Here is a 14,515-nt window from a genome sequence, read left to right on the forward strand (position 1 = left end):
AACCAACGGGGTGCCGGCCTTCACGCGTACCCGATGGGTCAGGCCGGGGGCAGCACGAACGTCCACGTGGTGGTGGTCGTGCTGGCCGCGGCGCCCGTGGCGGTGAGTCCGCCGTAGCTGCCGGTCGGCACGCTGCTCCCCGAGTCGGCGAGCAGGCCGGTCACCCGGCCGCCGCCGGTCTGCGAGGTGTTGCTGCGCACCGCCACGCCGGACGGCGGGGTGAGCGCGGTGGAGGTGCTGTCGCCGTGCAGCCAGTACGACACGGCCCAGCTCTGCGCGGCGGTCACCGGCGCGTAGGGGGTGATCCGGGTGGCGGTGCTCGCCGGGTCGGTGGCCCTGGTGAAGACCGGCGCGCCCGGTGCCACCCCCCGGTACGCCGCCAGCACCAGGTTGCCCTTCGCCTGGCTGTCCAGTGTCACCCGGACGGCAGTGCCGGCGTCACCCGCGCTCGCGGTCTTCCACCAGGCGGTGGTGGTGGCGAAGCCACCGTCGAGGCGGTCGAGCCTGGCCCAGCCGGTCACCCCGGTCGGCTCACCGGTGCCGGTGTGCGTGTTCTGGCTGAGCACGAGCAGCAGCGTGTCACCGGCCTGCACACCGGCCGGGACGGTGACCGTGTGGCTGGTCCAGTTGGCGTTCGCGGTGGCCTGGCCGACGAACGAGATCCGCTCCGGTACGGGCGCCACTGTCACGTCGACTGTCGCGGTGCCGGTGGCGCCCCGGTCGTCGGTGACGGTGAGCGTGACCGGGTAGGTGCCGGCAGCCGCGTACGTGTGCGACGTGGTCGGTACGGAGGCGGTGCCCGTGGTGTCACCGTCGCCGAAGGCCCAGCTGTGGTCCTGGATCGCGCCGTCGGCGTCGGTGGAGGCCGCGCTGGAGAACGTGCACACCAGCCCGGAGCAGGTGGGTGTCAGCGCTGCCACCGGCGCCTGATTGGCCGGGCCGCCCGATCCCTTCAGGATCTTCACGTAGTCGATGTCGCCGGCGAAGTAGTCGCAGGTGACCTTCGTACCGTCGCACTGGCTCTTGCCACCCACGGACAGCGGCCAGGTGTTGGCGATGGTGCCGGTCGGCCCGTTGAGGCGGCTGGTCCGCACGCCGTCGACGTACATCTCCACGTACGCGGAGGTGCGGTTGCAGGTGACCGTGTGCCACTGGCCGTCGGAGATCGGCACGTCCGTGTAGCCGGTACGGGAGGCGCCGTCCGCGCCCCGGAACAGGCACTTCGGCTTACCGTTCGGGGCCTCGAACTTCCAGTAGCCGCCGGCCGTGTTGCCCTGTCCCTTCTGGAGGATGTTCCCGAAGGAGTACGTGGTCCGGTAGCGGATGGTCACCGAGAAGTCCCCGGCGTCCGGGTTGAAGTCGGTGCTGTGCGGCACCAGGTCGACGTGGCCCGGGACGTACTCCTTGTCGGTGGGCAGGTGGGTGGCGAAGCGGTGGCCGGTCGCCCCGGCGTAGAGCGCGCCGGTGACCACCTCGCCGCCGATCGTGCCGTGGCGGCCGTTGCCGCTGTAGTCGGTCAGCACCGTCGACGATGTCGGCTCGTCCATGCTGAAGAACGCCACCGTCCGTGTCGCGGTGGCCTGCGCGGGCGCGGCCGAGACCGTCACCCCGGCAGCCGCGACGACAGTCGCCACCCCTAACCGGGCGGCCGTCCGCCGCCACCGTCCCCGCTCGATCATGTGCATGTGACCGCCTCCCTGCGTATCGGGCATCACAGTGACACGCGTGGTGGCAACGGCTGAATAACCCGCACGGTGGAGCCGGGTGACCGATGTGGCCGGTACGAACCGTCCAAGGGGATACGTCCGCCGATCGACCGGCGGCACCGGCGGGCGGGGAGGGTGACTCTCGGTGGGCGATACTGGGTTTGAACCAGTGACCTCTTCCGTGTCAAGGAAGCGCGCTCCCACTGCGCCAATCGCCCGGGCAATCGCGAGCGGACGACGGGATTCGAACCCGCGACCCTCACCTTGGCAAGGTGATGCGCTACCAGCTGCGCTACGTCCGCGTGCCGCCGGTTCGCGCCGGCGACGGGGTGAACTCTACCCGATGCCAAGATCGCCGTGCGGCAGACCCCCGCCGCGCCCGGTGGCCGTGTGGTTGCGCTGCTCGCCGCCGGGGTACTGAGGCCGGTGACAGCACAACCATCCCCCCGAAGGAGGCTGTCGTGGGTATCGGTACGAGCATTTTCCTGATCGCGGTCGGCGCGATCCTCACGTTCGCGCTCAACGCCAGCGTCGGCGGGGTCGACCTCGACGTCGTCGGCTGGATCCTGATGGCGGCCGGCGTCCTCGGCCTCATCATGACCACGCTGGTCTGGGGCCGCCGTCGCCAGGTGGTCACGACCACCGCCGAGCAGCCGGTGGAGTACCGCCGGGTCGAGGAGCGCCGGGACGTCGCCCCGCCGATGTGACAGTGACCGGGGCCGACGGAGCTGATCGGTCCCGGATCGGGCCGGCCGGATCACGCGATCCGGCCGGCCCGCTCTGCCAGGGCCGCCCGCGGTCGGTGGCGGCGCGCGGAGTGCCGTCCGGGTCAGCTCCGCATCAGCTCGTTCAACGCGTCGAAGTCGAGCCCGCCGGCGAGCGCGTCGTACGTCCCGGCGCCGAGCACCTCCGCCGCCGCCCGCTGGGCCACCGCGTACGCGGCCTCGGCCACCGCCGGTCCGATGCTCACCCGGGCCACGCCGAGCCGCGCCAGTTCGGCGACCGGCGGCGCGCCCGGCCCGGCCAGCACGTTCAGCGGCGCCGGGATCGCCGCCGCCAGCGCGGCCACCGTCTCCGGTTCCACGGTTCCGGGTACGAAGATCCCGTCCGCGCCGGCCGCCAGGTACGCCTCGGCGCGCGCGACAGTCTCGGGTACGCCACCGGCCCGGCGCAGACAGGTGTCCACCCGCGCGTTGACGTACAGCGGGATGCCGGCGCGGTCGGCGGCGGCCCGGATCGCGGCGAGCCGGGCGACCTGCTCGTCGACCGGGCGCAGCGGGCCTCCGCCGTCGTGCCGGGAGTCCTCCACGTTGACACCGACGGCCCCGGCGGCGAGCACCGCGGTGACCGTCTCGGCGACCTCGGCGGGGCTGTCGCCGTACCCGGATTCGATGTCGGCGGTGACCGGCACGCGGACCGCGTCTGCCACCCGGCGGATCACGTCGACGGCGGTGTCCCGGGCGAGCGCGTCGCCGTCCGGGGCGCCGCGGCTCCACGCGACCCCGGCGCTCGTGGTCGCGACCGCGCGGGCGCCGGCTGCGGCGACGATCCGGGCGCTCAGCGCGTCCCAGGCGTTGACCAGGATCAGTGGCTCACCGGGCAGGTGCAGGGCACGGAACTGCCGGGCTCGGGTCTGCTGATCGTCCACCGGGCCAGTCTGGGCGGGGCGATCCGGCTGCGGCAATGGCCAGCGGCGCGGCACTGGACTGATCGATGACGACGAGAAAGGCCGTGCCGAGTGATCGGCACGGCCTTTCCGCTGGTGGGCGATACTGGGTTTGAACCAGTGACCTCTTCCGTGTCAAGGAAGCGCGCTCCCACTGCGCCAATCGCCCTCGTCTACTGCGAGGTGGAGACGGGATTTGAACCCGTGTACACGGCTTTGCAGGCCGTTGCCTCGCCTCTCGGCCACTCCACCGAGGTTGCCCCCGAACTGCGTGGCGGCATCTCCGAGCGGACGACGGGATTCGAACCCGCGACCCTCACCTTGGCAAGGTGATGCGCTACCAGCTGCGCTACGTCCGCACGCCCCCGGTGTTATCCGGTGACGGATGAGAACTTTAGCCGAGCCCGGGAACGGTTGCCAACTCGGGGGCCCTTCCGGCGCGTCCGGATGTTGCCGGCGCCTCGTGGCGCGGGCTTCCTAGGAGCCTGGGTGGCTGCCGTCGAAGGCCCGTGGGCAGGGCCGCGACCTGCGGAATCCGCTCGGCGAGTCGAGTGTCCGGCATCCGACTGTCCCGCCGCCGACCGGCCGCTTCGGTAACTCCCTGTGGTCAGAAGGATGGGTTACCGTAACGCCGTGACGAGACGAGCCGCCGAGATCCGCCTGGACGCGCTGCTGCGTACGGCCTGCGAGGTGATCGCGGAACGAGGGCTCGCCAATACCCGCACCGCGGACGTGGCCGAGGCCGCCGGGGTCAGCCAGGCGCTCGTCTTCTACCACTTCGCGACCAAGGACCGGCTGCTCGCGCAGGCCTTCGCGTACGCGGTCGAGCAGGACCTGGCCCGTCTCGACGCGGTGCTGCGCTCCTCCGCCCCGCCGCTGGCGAAGCTGCGCCGGATGCTGCGCCTCTACGCGCCGACCGGCCGGGCCACCTCCTGGTCCATGTGGATCGACGGCTGGGCGGAGTCGCTGCGTACGCCGGAGCTGGAGAAGCTCTCCCGCCGCCTCGACCTGCGGTGGCGGCAGGACCTGGCCGCGGTGATCAGCGACGGGGTCGCCGAAGGCACGTTCGACTGCCCCGACCCGGCCGGCGCGGCCTGGCGGATCAGTGCGGTGATGGACGGGCTGGCGGTCCAGCTCGCGGTGCACGAGCGGGTGATCACCCGCCGGCAGATCGCCGAGTGGATCCGCCTGGTGGCCGCCCGGGAGCTGGGCCTGGAGCCCAGCCAGCTCGACTGACCCCTCCCGCCGGCGGGTCAGTGCCAGCGGGGGCGGGGGCGTTCGAAGGGGGGCGGGAGCGTCTCCGGTTCGGTCTGCGCGGACGGGCGCAGCAGGCGGCGCATCCGCAGCAGCAGCCCGGCGCCGAGGAACAGCAGCAACCCGCCGAGCAGGAACGCGGCCTGCACCAGGCCGAATCCGCCGCTGTCCGCCACCGGCCGCCCGGCCACGCCACCGGGCGCCGGCGGCTCCACCACCGCGGCGTCGGTCGGCTCGTCAGTCGGCTCCTCGTCGGGCGCCTCGGAAGAAGGCTCGTCGCTCGGTGTGGGCTCCGCGCTGGTCGGCGAGGGCGTCGGCTCGGCCGCCTCCTCCCCCACCACCTCACGGGAGGCGGTCCGCCGGGCCAGCAGCCGCAACTGCGGGTCGTACGCCTCGGCGGCGAAACTCACCCGGCCACGCCCGACGTCCTCGGCGAACGCCACCCGGTAGCGGGCGGTCACGGTACGGCCGGGACAGAGCACACCCGGGTCCAGCTGCCGGTCGGTGAGCCGGGCGGTGTCTCCCTCGGTGCGGATCTCCAGCGGGAACGATCCGCTGTCCTCCACCCGGTCCACCTTGAGCTGGTCCAGCCGCAGGCCCTGCACCCGCACCAGCATCGACCAGCGCACCTTGACACAGCCGCCCCCGTCGGAGCGGGACACCACGGCGGACAACGTCTCCACCCGGTTCCCGGCGGTGAACTCGTCCGGCAGACCGCTCAACTCGGTGGAGAAGGCCGCCGCCGCCCGCGCCGGCAGGGCTCCGCCGTACCCGGTCCCGGCCACGAAGGTCAGTACCAGTCCGATCCGCAGCGCGTGCCGCCAGCCGCTCACCACGCCTCCTCACCCTCGGTCGTGTCCACAGGCAACGCTAGGAGCGCGCCGGGCACGCCGGTAGACGGGCGTGTTCGCATCCAACGCCACAACACGGGGGTCATTTCACCGAGCGTGGTGAACCGGTCACGACCTCGCCGCGACACGCCCGGGATCGGTTCCGGAACCCGGGTGGGACACAATTCTCCGATGTCCGAGCTGTCCGCCGCGTTCGTCCGGCTGCACGCCCGCCTCGCCCCCGTGGCGTTCGTACCCGAGGTGCTGCTGCACCAGGCCGACGAGCCGATCGGCCTGTGGGAGCTGACCGAGGGCGAGTTCCGCAGCTCCCAGCCGCCGCCGTTCTGGGCGTTCGCCTGGGCCGGCGGGCAGGGCCTGGCCCGTTACGTCACCGACCACCCCGACGTGGTCGCCGGCCGCCGGGTGCTCGACCTGGCCTCCGGCTCCGGCCTGGTCGCCGTCGCCGCCGCCCGCGCCGGCGCCGCCGCCGTCCGGGCGGTCGAGGTGGACGAGCGGGCCGTGGCCGCCGTCGCACTCAATGCCGAGGCCAACGGGGTACGCGTCGACGCCGAACTCGGCGACATCCTCGACTCCGACGCGGGCGACGCCGAGGTGGTGCTGGCCGGGGACGTCTTCTACAGCGAGGCGATGGCCCGCCGGATGCTGCGCTTCCTGCTCCGGGCCGCCCGTTCCGGCGCCCGGGTGCTGGTGGGCGATCCGGGCCGGGCGTTCCTGCCCCGCGAGCGCTTCCACGAGCTGGCCGCGTACGACGTGCCGGTGTCGGAGGCGCTGGAGAGCGTACGGGTGAAGCACACCACCGTCTGGGAGCTGGACCCGAACCCGCCCGGCGCCCGCCGCTAGCGTTACCGCGTGCTGTTCCGGGGCTGGGGGGAGTCCGTCGACGGGCCGTGGCCCGACGCGGCCACCGTTGTCGATCACGTCGGCGTGCCGCACCTGGTGGTGACCCGGCACGCGCTCGTACGCAGGCTGCTCACCGACCCGGTGACGTTCCGGCCGGACAACGCGCTCGACGCGGTCACCCCGATCCCGGTGGCCGCGCTGCGGGTGCTCGCCGGGCGCCGGTTCCGGCTGCCGCCGACGCTGGCGAACAACGGCGGCGCGAGCCACCCGGAGATCCGCGGCATCGTGGCCGACGCGCTGCACCCGCACCGGGTGGACGCCCAGCGCCGGTGGCTGACCGGGCTGGTCCGGGAGCGGGTGGCGGGCCTGGCGGCGGCGCTGGACGCGGGCCGCCCGGTCGACCTGTACGCGGGTCTCGCCGCCGACCTGCCGCTGCTGGTGCTGGCCCGGCTGGTCGAACTGCCGGACGCCCCGGTCGGCGCGGTGAAGGACTTCGCCCGGGCCGCGCTGGAGCTGTTCTGGGCGCCGCTGGACTCCGCCCGGCAGCTCGCGCTCGTCGCCGAGGTGGGCCGGTTCCACACCGTGCTGCGGGAGTTCGCCGCCACCGGGGGCGGGCTCGCCGCGCGGCTCCGCGAGGCGGGGCACTCCCCCGACGTGGTCGTCGGGGCGCTGTTCTTCCTGCTGGTCGCCGGCCAGGAGACCACCTCGCAGTTCCTCACCCTGCTGCTGCACCGGCTGTCCGGCGAACCCGCGGTACGGGCCGGGCTGCGCGCCGGTGAGATCGGCGTGGACGACGTGGTCGAGGAGGGGCTGCGGCTGGAGCCGCCGATCGTCACCTGGCGGCGGGTGGCGGCAGTCGACACCACGCTCGGCGAGGTGCCCGTACCGGCGGGCACCAGCGTGGTGGCGTGGCTGGCCCGCGCCGGCCGCGACCCGGCCGTGGTGGACGCACCGGGCGAGTTCCGCCCCGGGCAGCCCGGCTCGCGGCGGCACCTGGCGTTCGGCGCCGGGCCGCACCGCTGCGCCGGCGCGCAGCTGGCCCGGATGGAGGCCGCGGTGGTGGTCGCCGAGGCCACCGCGCTGCTCGACGACGTGACGGTCGTCCGTCCACCGTGGTGCCCGGACAACCTCACCTTCCGGATGCCGGACGCGTTCGTGGTCCGCCGCGCCTGAGCCCTGCGGGTGTTAATAGGGGGCCCTTCCTCTACCGGAGGCGTTAAGAAGGGGCCCTTCCTTACTCCTCGGCCCAGGCCCGCCAGTCGTCGAGCACGCCGTACAGGGCGGGGGTGAGCCAGCCGGGCGCGGACCGGCGGAACACGCCCGGGTCCATCCCGCCCGCGCCGGCCGGTACCGCGCCGAGCAGGTTCGGCAGCAGCTCGGACAGGTTGAGCCAGTGCACCAGTTCCGGTTCGGTCGGCCAGGCCCCGATCACCACGCCGGCCGGGACGGCCCGCCGCTCCAGCGCCTCCAGCGTCAGCGCGGTGTGGTTGAGCGTGCCGAGCCCGGCCCGCGCCACCACCACCGCGGGCGCGCCCAGCGACACCGCCAGGTCGGCCACCGTCCACGGCTCGCCGGACGGACGCAACCCCATCGGTACGAGCAGCCCGCCCGCGCCCTCGACGAGCACCAGATCGTGCTTGTCCGCCTCCTCGCGGATCGCGTCGACCGCGTTGTACAGCTCCAGCGGCGGCAGCTCCGCCACCCGGGCCGCGGCCAGCGGGGCCAGCGGATCGGGGTAGCTCGCCAGCGTCCGGCCGGTCAGCGGGGCGGCCAGCCGGGTCACCGAGTCGACGTCGCCGGGCTCGCCTGTCGCCGTACCGGTCTGGCCGGGCTTGACCACCGCGACCCGCAGGCCGGCCGCCTGCGCGGCGGCGGCGACGGCGGCGGTCACCACTGTCTTGCCGACCTCGGTGTCGGTGCCGGTCACCAGCACCGGCCCGGTCCAGGCGTCGCCAAAGCTCATGGCGCACACTCCACGATCACGTCCAGGGCCCGGTCGAAGCCGGCCCGGTCCACCCCGGCGCTGACGGTGAGCCGCAGCCGGGAGCGGCTGTCCGGCGTGGACGGGGGACGGAAGCAGCCGACCGCCACACCGTGTTCCCGGCAGGCGGCGGCCCAGGCGGTCGCGTCCTGCGGGCCGGGCGCGGTCACCGAGATCACGGCGCCGTCCGGGGCGGACACGGACAGCCCGGCCGCGCCGAGCCGGCGCACCGCCGCCGCGACCCGGTCGGCCAGCTCGGCGCGCAGCGCGTCACCGGTGCGGGCCAGGCGCACCGCGGCGCGGACCCCGGCCACCACGGCGGGCGGCGGCGCGGTGTCGAAGATGAACGTGCGGCCGGTCTCCACCAGGTGGCGGACGAACTCGGCCGGCCCGGCGACCACGCCGCCGGCCCCGCCGAGCGCCTTGGACAGCGTCGCGGTGACCACCACGTCGGGCGCGCCGGCGAGCCCGGCGGCGGCGACCCCGCCGGCGCCGGCCGGGCCGGTGACGCCGAGCGCGTGCGCGTCGTCGACGAGCAGCAGCGCGCCGTGGCGGCGGGCCACCGCGTGCAGCTCCGCGAGCGGGGCGAGGTCGCCGTCGACGGAGAAGACCGACTCGGTCACCACCACCGCCGGGCGGCCCGGCGCGGCGGCGAGCGCCGCGGCCACCGCTGCGACGTCGGCGTGCGGCGTCACGAGCGTCTCGGCGCCGGAGATCCGGCAGCCGTCGATCAGCGAGGCGTGGTTGTGGGCGTCGGAGACGAGCAGCGTCCGCGGCTGGGTCAGTCCCCGGACGGCGGCGAGGTTGGCCAGGTATCCGGAGGAGAACACCAGCGCCCGGTCGACGCCGAGCCAGCCGGCCAGGTCGTCCTCCAGCGCGTGGTGCGCGTCGGTGGACCCGCGCACCAGACGCGACCCGGTGGCGCCCAGCCCGTACGCGGACAGGGCCTCTGCTGCGGCGGCGGTGACCTCCGGGTGGGTGGCCAGGCCGAGGTAGTCGTTTCCGGCCAGGTCGACCACGGCGTCGTCGGCGGCGCGGGGGCGCAGCGTGCGGGTCAGCCCCGCCCGGGCCCGCAGCTCGGCGCGGCGGTCCAGGGCCGCCAGCCAGTCCGCCACCGTGCCGTCCCCTCCCGCCGACTTCACGCCCCCCGCCGGGCGCTTCCGCGGGGCGAAGTTACCACCCGCCCCGGCGACCCCGGCGTGGCGCGGTCCCGGCTCGCCGGAGGGCCGGCGGCGGTGGTTTCCCGCGTTCACGGTGGCCTGTTAGGTTACGAGCCATGCCAGAGATCCTCGACCAGGCCCGGGAGCGGGTGCTGGGCAACGGCGTCGGCCTCGACGAGGCCGGTGTCCTCGCGGTGCTGAACCTTCCCGACGAGCACCTGCCCGCCGCGCTCCAGCTCGCCCACGAGGTCCGGATGCGCTGGTGCGGTCCGGAGGTCGAGGTCGAGGGCATCGTCTCGCTGAAGACCGGCGGCTGCCCGGAGGACTGCCACTTCTGCTCGCAGTCCGGTCTGTTCACCTCGCCGGTGCGCTCGGTCTGGCTGGACATCCCGGCGCTGGTCGAGGCCGCGAAGCAGACCGCCGCGACCGGGGCGACCGAGTTCTGCATCGTGGCCGCCGTGCGCGGCCCGGACGCCCGGCTGATGAAGCAGATGCGCGAGGGCGTCGCCGCCATCCGCGCCGCTGTCGACATCCAGGTCGCCGCCTCGCTCGGCATGCTCACCAAGGAGCAGGTCGACGAGCTGGTCGAGATGGGCGTGCACCGCTACAACCACAACCTGGAGACCTGCCGCTCCTACTTCCCGAACGTGGTCACCACGCACTCGTGGGAGGAGCGCTGGGAGACGCTGCGGATGGTCCGCGAGTCCGGCATGGAGGTCTGCTGCGGCGGCATCCTCGGCCTCGGCGAGACGGTCGAGCAGCGGGCCGAGTTCGCCGCGCAGCTCGCCGAGCTGGACCCGCACGAGGTGCCGCTGAACTTCCTCAACCCGCGCCCCGGCACGCCGCTGGGTGACCGCCCGGTGGTGGAGGGCAAGGACGCGCTGCGCGCCATCGCCGCGTTCCGGCTGGCCATGCCGCGCACCATCCTGCGGTACGCGGGCGGCCGCGAGCTGACCCTCGGTGACCTCGGCACCCGCGACGGTCTGCTGGGCGGCATCAACGCGGTGATCGTCGGCAACTACCTGACCACGCTGGGGCGGCCCGCCACGGCCGACCTGAAGCTGCTGGAAGACCTGAAGATGCCGGTGAAGGCGCTCTCGGCGACCCTGTGAGGCAGCGGTGACCGAATCCTCCCCCGCCACGGCGGCTCCCGCCGCGCTCTGGTGCGACAGGTGCGGCGAGTCGGTGGCGGCCGGGCCGCACCCGGCGTGCGAGGCGGCCCGCGCGTGGGAGCCGCCGCGCTGGTGCGCGTCCTGCCGGCGGCGGATGAAGGTGCAGGTCGTGCCGTCCGGCTGGTCGGCGGTCTGCGTCGAGCACGGCGAGCGGCGGGGCTGAGGCGTGCTGCGCGGGCGGGCGGTGACGCTGCGGCCGGTGACCGACGCCGACGTGCCCGCCCTGGCCGCGATCCGGGCCACCCCCGAGGTGCGCCGCTGGTGGCGCGGCGGTGACGACCTGGCCGCGTCGGTCCGGGCGGACCTGGCCGACGACTCGGTGACGATCTACGCCGTCGAGCACGACGGCAAGCTGGTCGGCGCGATCCAGTGGTACGCCGAGACCGACCCGGACTACCGCCACGCCAGCCTGGACGTCTTCCTCGACCCGGCGGTACGCGGCTCGGGGCTGGGCGGCGACGCGATCCGCACGCTGGTCCGGCACCTGATCGACGAGTACGGCCACCACCGGTTCACCATCGACCCGGCGGCGGCGAACACGGCGGCGATCCGGGCGTACGCGAAGGTGGGGTTCCGTCCGGTGGGCATCATGCGCCGCTACGAGCGTGGCGCGGACGGGCGCTGGCACGACGCGCTGCTGATGGACCTGCTCGCCGAGGACCTGGCCGGCTGAGTCAGCCGGCCCAGAGCAGGTGCCCGTCGGGCAGCCGGCGGGCGCCCTCGGCGGGCCGGTGCGGGCTGAGCCGGCCGTCCGGCATGAGGTGCGACACCGGCACTCCGCGGCCGAGCACGGCGACGTCGGCGATCAGCCGCCGGTGGCAGCGCCACCAGACGCTCTCGCTGCACATCACCGCTGTGGTCTCCCGGGCGGCGTCGGCCAGCACCTCGTCGAGCGCCTCGTCGAAGTCGGGCGTGCGGGTGTACGCGGCGTACGCCCGGAAGGCCGCGACCGTCCACCACGTGTCCGGTTCCGGCTCGCCGGCGCGGACGTGCCGGCGGCCGCCGAGGCGCGGTTCCCAGCGGTAGCCGATGCCCCGTTCGGGCAGCCAGTGCTCCAGGGCCTCGCGGCGGACGTCCGGGTTGGTCCGGCTGGCCGGGTAGCGGCGCACGTCCACGATCAGGGTGACAGCCGCGCCGGCCAGCAGGTCCCCGAGCTGGTCCCGGTGGGCGGCCCCGTGCCCGACGGTCAGCAGCATGCGCTCCACCGACTCAGCTTGCCCCGGGTCGGCGCCGTCCGCCCGCCGGCCGGGCCGGCCCACCGGAAAGGGCGTGCCCGGCACCGCACGGGTGCCGGGCACGCCTTCCTCTTACGGTGTGGCGCCTAGCGCTGGAGGGTCAGCACACCCGGCCGCCACGGCAGCAGGTTGTAGTCGCCTCCCGCACTGGGGTTCTTGCCCTGGTACAGGAACTGGAGGTTGCAGGCGTCGACGGTCTTGGTCTGGTCGGGGTTGGTGCGGACCAGGTCACCGTGGCTGATGTCGTTCGTCCACGTCGCGCCGCTGTTGGCCTTGCCGGCGAAGGGGTTGCTCTCGCTGGCGGCCTGCGGGGTCCACGAGCCGCTCAGGCTGTTGGACGTGAACGACCGGAAGTAGCGTCCCTGGCTCCCGATCGCCTCGACGATCATGAGGTACTGGTTCTGGCCCGCCACCTTGTAGACCTCGACGCCCTCGAACAGGTTGTTCGTCGAGTCGGTCATGATCGTCGTGTAGTTCGAGCCGAAGCTGCCCGGGAAGTTCCCCAGCGGCATGCTCGACCGGTAGATCTTGCCGTTGTCACCGGCGAAGAACAGGTACATGTTCTGGTCGTCGCCGATGAGCGTCTGGTCGATCACGCCGTACGGGGCGTCGGGCAGGGTGGCGGTGGAGAGCGTCTGCGCCGAGGACCAGCCGTTGGCGTTCGTCGGGTCGCTCGACGTCTTGTAGCTGAACGAGGTCGGTCCCCACTGGTACGCCAGCACCCAGATGTTCTTCGGGGCGAAGTACAGCAGGGTGGGCGCCACGGTGCCCTGGCTCATCCCGGTCTGGCCGGCCGAGGCCATGTCGGACCAGTTCGTGAACAGGCTGAAGTTCATCGAGCTGTACTGGCCGCTGCTGTTGACGTACGACCCGTAGACCAGGTGCTTGCCGTTGTAGACCACGTTGGTGAAGTCCTTGAGCGAGACCCAGCCGTTCTGCGGGTTGGCCAGCGCGCCGGTCGACGACCACCGGTACGTCGACGGGAGCGCGCAGCCGCCCGGCGGCGGCGTCGTGGTCGGCGGCGGCGTGGTCGGGGGCGGCGTGGTGCCACCGAAGTCGGTCCGCCACTGCTGGTTGGTCTGCCCGTGGCAGTCGTACAGCTGGATCTGCTGGCCGTTGCCGGTGCCCCAGACGTCCAGGCAGCGCCCGGACTGCACGCCGCTGATGGTGCCGTTGGAGTTGATGTTCCACTGCTGGTTCGACTGGCCGTTGCAGTCCCAGATGATGATCCCGGTGCCGTTGCCGGTGGCCGCGCCGTTCGCGTCGAGGCACTTGGTGCCGTAGACCATCAGCTGCTTGTTCGAGGTGTACGTCCACTGCTGGTTCGACTGACCGTTGCAGTCCCAGAGCTGGACCCGGGTGCCGTTGGTCTGGGTGGCGTTCGGTACGTCGACGCACCGGCCCGACTGCGCTCCGACGATCCGGCCGGCGCCACCGCTGGGCGGCGGTGCCGTGGTCGGGGTCGTGGTCGGCCCCGAGGTCGGGGCGGCCGCGTTGAGGGCGTTGAGGACCGAGGTGTACGCGGCCTTCTTGTTGCCGCCGCCGTCGAACAGCAACGGGTTCTCGCCTGAGCGCCACGAGTCGCTGTCGCGGACGCCCCACACCGTGATGCCGATGCAGCGCGGCACGTTCATGCACGCCTGGGTCAGCCCGGCGTACTGGCTGGTCGAGGCGTTCGTGACGTCCGCTTCGGTCAGCGCCACGTCGACACCGAGCGCGGCGAAACTCGACAGCGTGGTCTGGAAGTTGCCCGGCAGCGAGCTGCCACCGGTGAAGTGCGTCTGCAACCCCACGCAGTCGATCGGCACACCACGAGACTTGAAGTCCCGGATCATGTTGTAGACGCCCTGCGTCTTGCCGTACGACCAGTTCTCGATGTTGTAGTCGTTGTAGCAGAGCTTCACCGACGGATCCGCCGCCCGCGCGGTACGGAACGCCACCTCGATCCAGTCGTTGCCGGTGCCCTGCAGGTTCGACTGGCGGCGGCTGCCGTCCTCGTTGAACGCCTCGTTCACCACGTCCCACGCGGCGAGCTTGCCCCGGTAGTGGCCCATCACCCCGTTGATGTGGTCGATCATCGCCTGACGCAGGTTGCTGCCGCTCAGGCTCTGCATCCAGCCCGGCTGCTGCGCGTGCCACGCCAGCGTGTGGCCACGGACCTTCAAGCCGCGCTGGGTCGCCCAGTTGTAGATCTGGTCACCGGAGTTGAAGTTGAACTGGCCCCGCTGGGGCTGGGTCGCGTCCGGCTTCATCTCGTTCTCGGCCGTGATCATGTTGAATTCGCGTCCGGCGATCGTGCTGTACGTCGAGTCGCCGAGCCGGCCCGCCGCGATGGCGGTGCCGAAGTACCGGCCCGACTGCGCGGCGGCGGCGCCCAGCGTGGACGCGGCGGCGTTCGCCGACGGCATCATCACCGCGACGGCTGCCACCGTCACGGCGCTGACCGCGCCGGCGAGCAGCGCCCGGACGGCCGGTGATCGCCGTCGCCGACTCCCGCCGCGATGAACGGATGGGCTCATTGCCATCTTGGCCTCCTTACTGGCCAACACCCAGGCCGTCGGGGCGGAACGACTGGACGTCTCGATTGGGGTATCTAGCTCCGTCGATGCTTCCATCGCGCATCGGCGGGGACAATGGTGTTTCGGAAAAG

14 protein-coding genes and 5 tRNA genes are annotated in these 14,515 nt (G+C 73.2%); 7 read left to right on the forward strand and 12 right to left on the reverse strand.

Annotated elements, in window-relative coordinates:
- Positions 1–38 precede the first annotated feature (38 nt).
- The 3 genes from FB454_RS29355 to FB454_RS29365 form a co-directional block, all read right to left on the reverse strand.
- A complete protein-coding gene (locus FB454_RS29355) occupies positions 39–1,685 on the reverse strand; it encodes a PKD domain-containing protein (protein ID WP_186461676.1) in 1,647 nt (548 codons plus the stop codon).
- Between the two features lie 167 nt (positions 1,686–1,852).
- Positions 1,853–1,924: transfer RNA gene (locus FB454_RS29360), tRNA-Val, on the reverse strand.
- An 11-nt stretch (positions 1,925–1,935) separates the two neighbouring features.
- Positions 1,936–2,008: transfer RNA gene (locus FB454_RS29365), tRNA-Gly, on the reverse strand.
- A gap of 159 nt (positions 2,009–2,167) precedes the next feature.
- Here FB454_RS29365 and FB454_RS29370 point away from each other — a divergent pair.
- The gene (locus FB454_RS29370; protein WP_013284878.1) at positions 2,168–2,413 is read left to right on the forward strand and encodes a DUF6458 family protein; all 246 of its coding nucleotides are present in this window, start codon (positions 2,168–2,170) and stop codon (positions 2,411–2,413) included.
- 122 nt (positions 2,414–2,535) lie between these two features.
- On the opposite strand, the gene FB454_RS29375 is transcribed toward FB454_RS29370, so the two are convergent.
- The 4 genes from FB454_RS29375 to FB454_RS29390 all read right to left on the reverse strand — a co-directional run bounded on the left by FB454_RS29375 (position 2,536) and on the right by FB454_RS29390 (position 3,731).
- Entirely contained in the window at positions 2,536–3,354 is an 819-nt protein-coding gene (locus tag FB454_RS29375; protein ID WP_013284877.1) for an isocitrate lyase/PEP mutase family protein, read from the reverse strand.
- Between the two features lie 112 nt (positions 3,355–3,466).
- A tRNA-Val gene (locus tag FB454_RS29380) sits at positions 3,467–3,541 on the reverse strand.
- Between the two features lie 12 nt (positions 3,542–3,553).
- Positions 3,554–3,624, reverse strand: a tRNA-Cys gene (locus FB454_RS29385).
- Between the two features lie 34 nt (positions 3,625–3,658).
- Positions 3,659–3,731, reverse strand: a tRNA-Gly gene (locus FB454_RS29390).
- A gap of 274 nt (positions 3,732–4,005) precedes the next feature.
- Between FB454_RS29390 and FB454_RS29395 the strand changes: the two genes are divergently transcribed.
- Positions 4,006–4,608 carry a TetR/AcrR family transcriptional regulator gene (locus tag FB454_RS29395; RefSeq protein WP_030275337.1) on the forward strand — a complete coding sequence of 201 codons (603 nt, stop codon included), beginning with the start codon at positions 4,006–4,008 and terminating at the stop codon, positions 4,606–4,608.
- 17 nt (positions 4,609–4,625) lie between these two features.
- On the opposite strand, the gene FB454_RS29400 is transcribed toward FB454_RS29395, so the two are convergent.
- A complete protein-coding gene (locus tag FB454_RS29400; protein ID WP_071096165.1) occupies positions 4,626–5,459 on the reverse strand; it encodes a hypothetical protein in 834 nt (277 codons plus the stop codon).
- Between the two features lie 189 nt (positions 5,460–5,648).
- On the opposite strand from FB454_RS29400, the gene FB454_RS29405 reads away from it, so the two are divergent.
- Positions 5,649–6,317, forward strand: coding sequence for a class I SAM-dependent methyltransferase (locus FB454_RS29405; RefSeq protein ID WP_013284874.1), 669 nt, complete (start codon positions 5,649–5,651; stop codon positions 6,315–6,317).
- Positions 6,318–6,326: 9 nt separating this feature from the next.
- Complete coding sequence (locus FB454_RS29410) at positions 6,327–7,490, forward strand: cytochrome P450 (protein ID WP_145823901.1); 1,164 nt, start codon at positions 6,327–6,329, stop codon at positions 7,488–7,490.
- Between the two features lie 61 nt (positions 7,491–7,551).
- On the opposite strand, the gene bioD is transcribed toward FB454_RS29410, so the two are convergent.
- Positions 7,552–8,280 (reverse strand): dethiobiotin synthase, encoded by a 729-nt coding sequence (bioD, locus tag FB454_RS29415; RefSeq protein WP_091329470.1) that lies wholly within the window; start codon positions 8,278–8,280, stop codon positions 7,552–7,554.
- The gene (locus FB454_RS29420; RefSeq protein WP_145823902.1) at positions 8,277–9,413 is read right to left on the reverse strand and encodes an 8-amino-7-oxononanoate synthase; all 1,137 of its coding nucleotides are present in this window, start codon (positions 9,411–9,413) and stop codon (positions 8,277–8,279) included. Before FB454_RS29420 ends, bioD begins: the two co-directional genes overlap by 4 nt.
- A 161-nt stretch (positions 9,414–9,574) precedes the next feature.
- Between FB454_RS29420 and bioB the strand changes: the two genes are divergently transcribed.
- Genes bioB through FB454_RS29435 form a run of 3 tightly spaced genes read left to right on the forward strand, consistent with a single transcriptional unit; the run spans position 9,575 to position 11,303 of the window.
- Positions 9,575–10,570 carry a biotin synthase BioB gene (gene bioB / locus FB454_RS29425; protein ID WP_013284870.1) on the forward strand — a complete coding sequence of 332 codons (996 nt, stop codon included), beginning with the start codon at positions 9,575–9,577 and terminating at the stop codon, positions 10,568–10,570.
- Between the two features lie 7 nt (positions 10,571–10,577).
- Positions 10,578–10,793, forward strand: coding sequence for a biotin synthase auxiliary protein BsaP (gene bsaP, locus FB454_RS29430; protein WP_013284869.1), 216 nt, complete (start codon positions 10,578–10,580; stop codon positions 10,791–10,793).
- A 3-nt stretch (positions 10,794–10,796) separates the two neighbouring features.
- Positions 10,797–11,303 carry a GNAT family N-acetyltransferase gene (locus FB454_RS29435; RefSeq protein ID WP_013284868.1) on the forward strand — a complete coding sequence of 169 codons (507 nt, stop codon included), beginning with the start codon at positions 10,797–10,799 and terminating at the stop codon, positions 11,301–11,303.
- A gap of 1 nt (position 11,304) precedes the next feature.
- Here FB454_RS29435 and FB454_RS29440 read toward each other — a convergent pair whose 3' ends face one another.
- Positions 11,305–11,928: a DUF488 domain-containing protein gene (locus tag FB454_RS29440; protein ID WP_222433945.1), complete on the reverse strand. Its 624-nt coding sequence runs from the start codon at positions 11,926–11,928 to the stop codon at positions 11,305–11,307.
- A gap of 23 nt (positions 11,929–11,951) precedes the next feature.
- Complete coding sequence (locus FB454_RS29445; protein WP_145823903.1) at positions 11,952–14,390, reverse strand: non-reducing end alpha-L-arabinofuranosidase family hydrolase; 2,439 nt, start codon at positions 14,388–14,390, stop codon at positions 11,952–11,954.
- Between the last annotated feature and the right edge of the window lie 125 nt (positions 14,391–14,515).

It is taken from the genome of Micromonospora sp. CNZ297 (genome assembly GCF_007827625.1).

What these genes read in the sequence shown, in the direction of transcription:
- FB454_RS29355 (WP_186461676.1), bottom strand. Translation starts at nt 1,685, where the DNA reads ATGCACATGATCGAGCGGGGACGGTGGCGGCGGACGGCCGCCCGGTTA.
- FB454_RS29405 (WP_013284874.1), top strand. Translation starts at nt 5,649, where the DNA reads ATGTCCGAGCTGTCCGCCGCGTTCGTCCGGCTGCACGCCCGCCTCGCC.
- bioD (WP_091329470.1), bottom strand. Translation starts at nt 8,280, where the DNA reads ATGAGCTTTGGCGACGCCTGGACCGGGCCGGTGCTGGTGACCGGCACC.
- bioB (WP_013284870.1), top strand. Translation starts at nt 9,575, where the DNA reads ATGCCAGAGATCCTCGACCAGGCCCGGGAGCGGGTGCTGGGCAACGGC.
- FB454_RS29445 (WP_145823903.1), bottom strand. Translation starts at nt 14,390, where the DNA reads ATGGCAATGAGCCCATCCGTTCATCGCGGCGGGAGTCGGCGACGGCGA.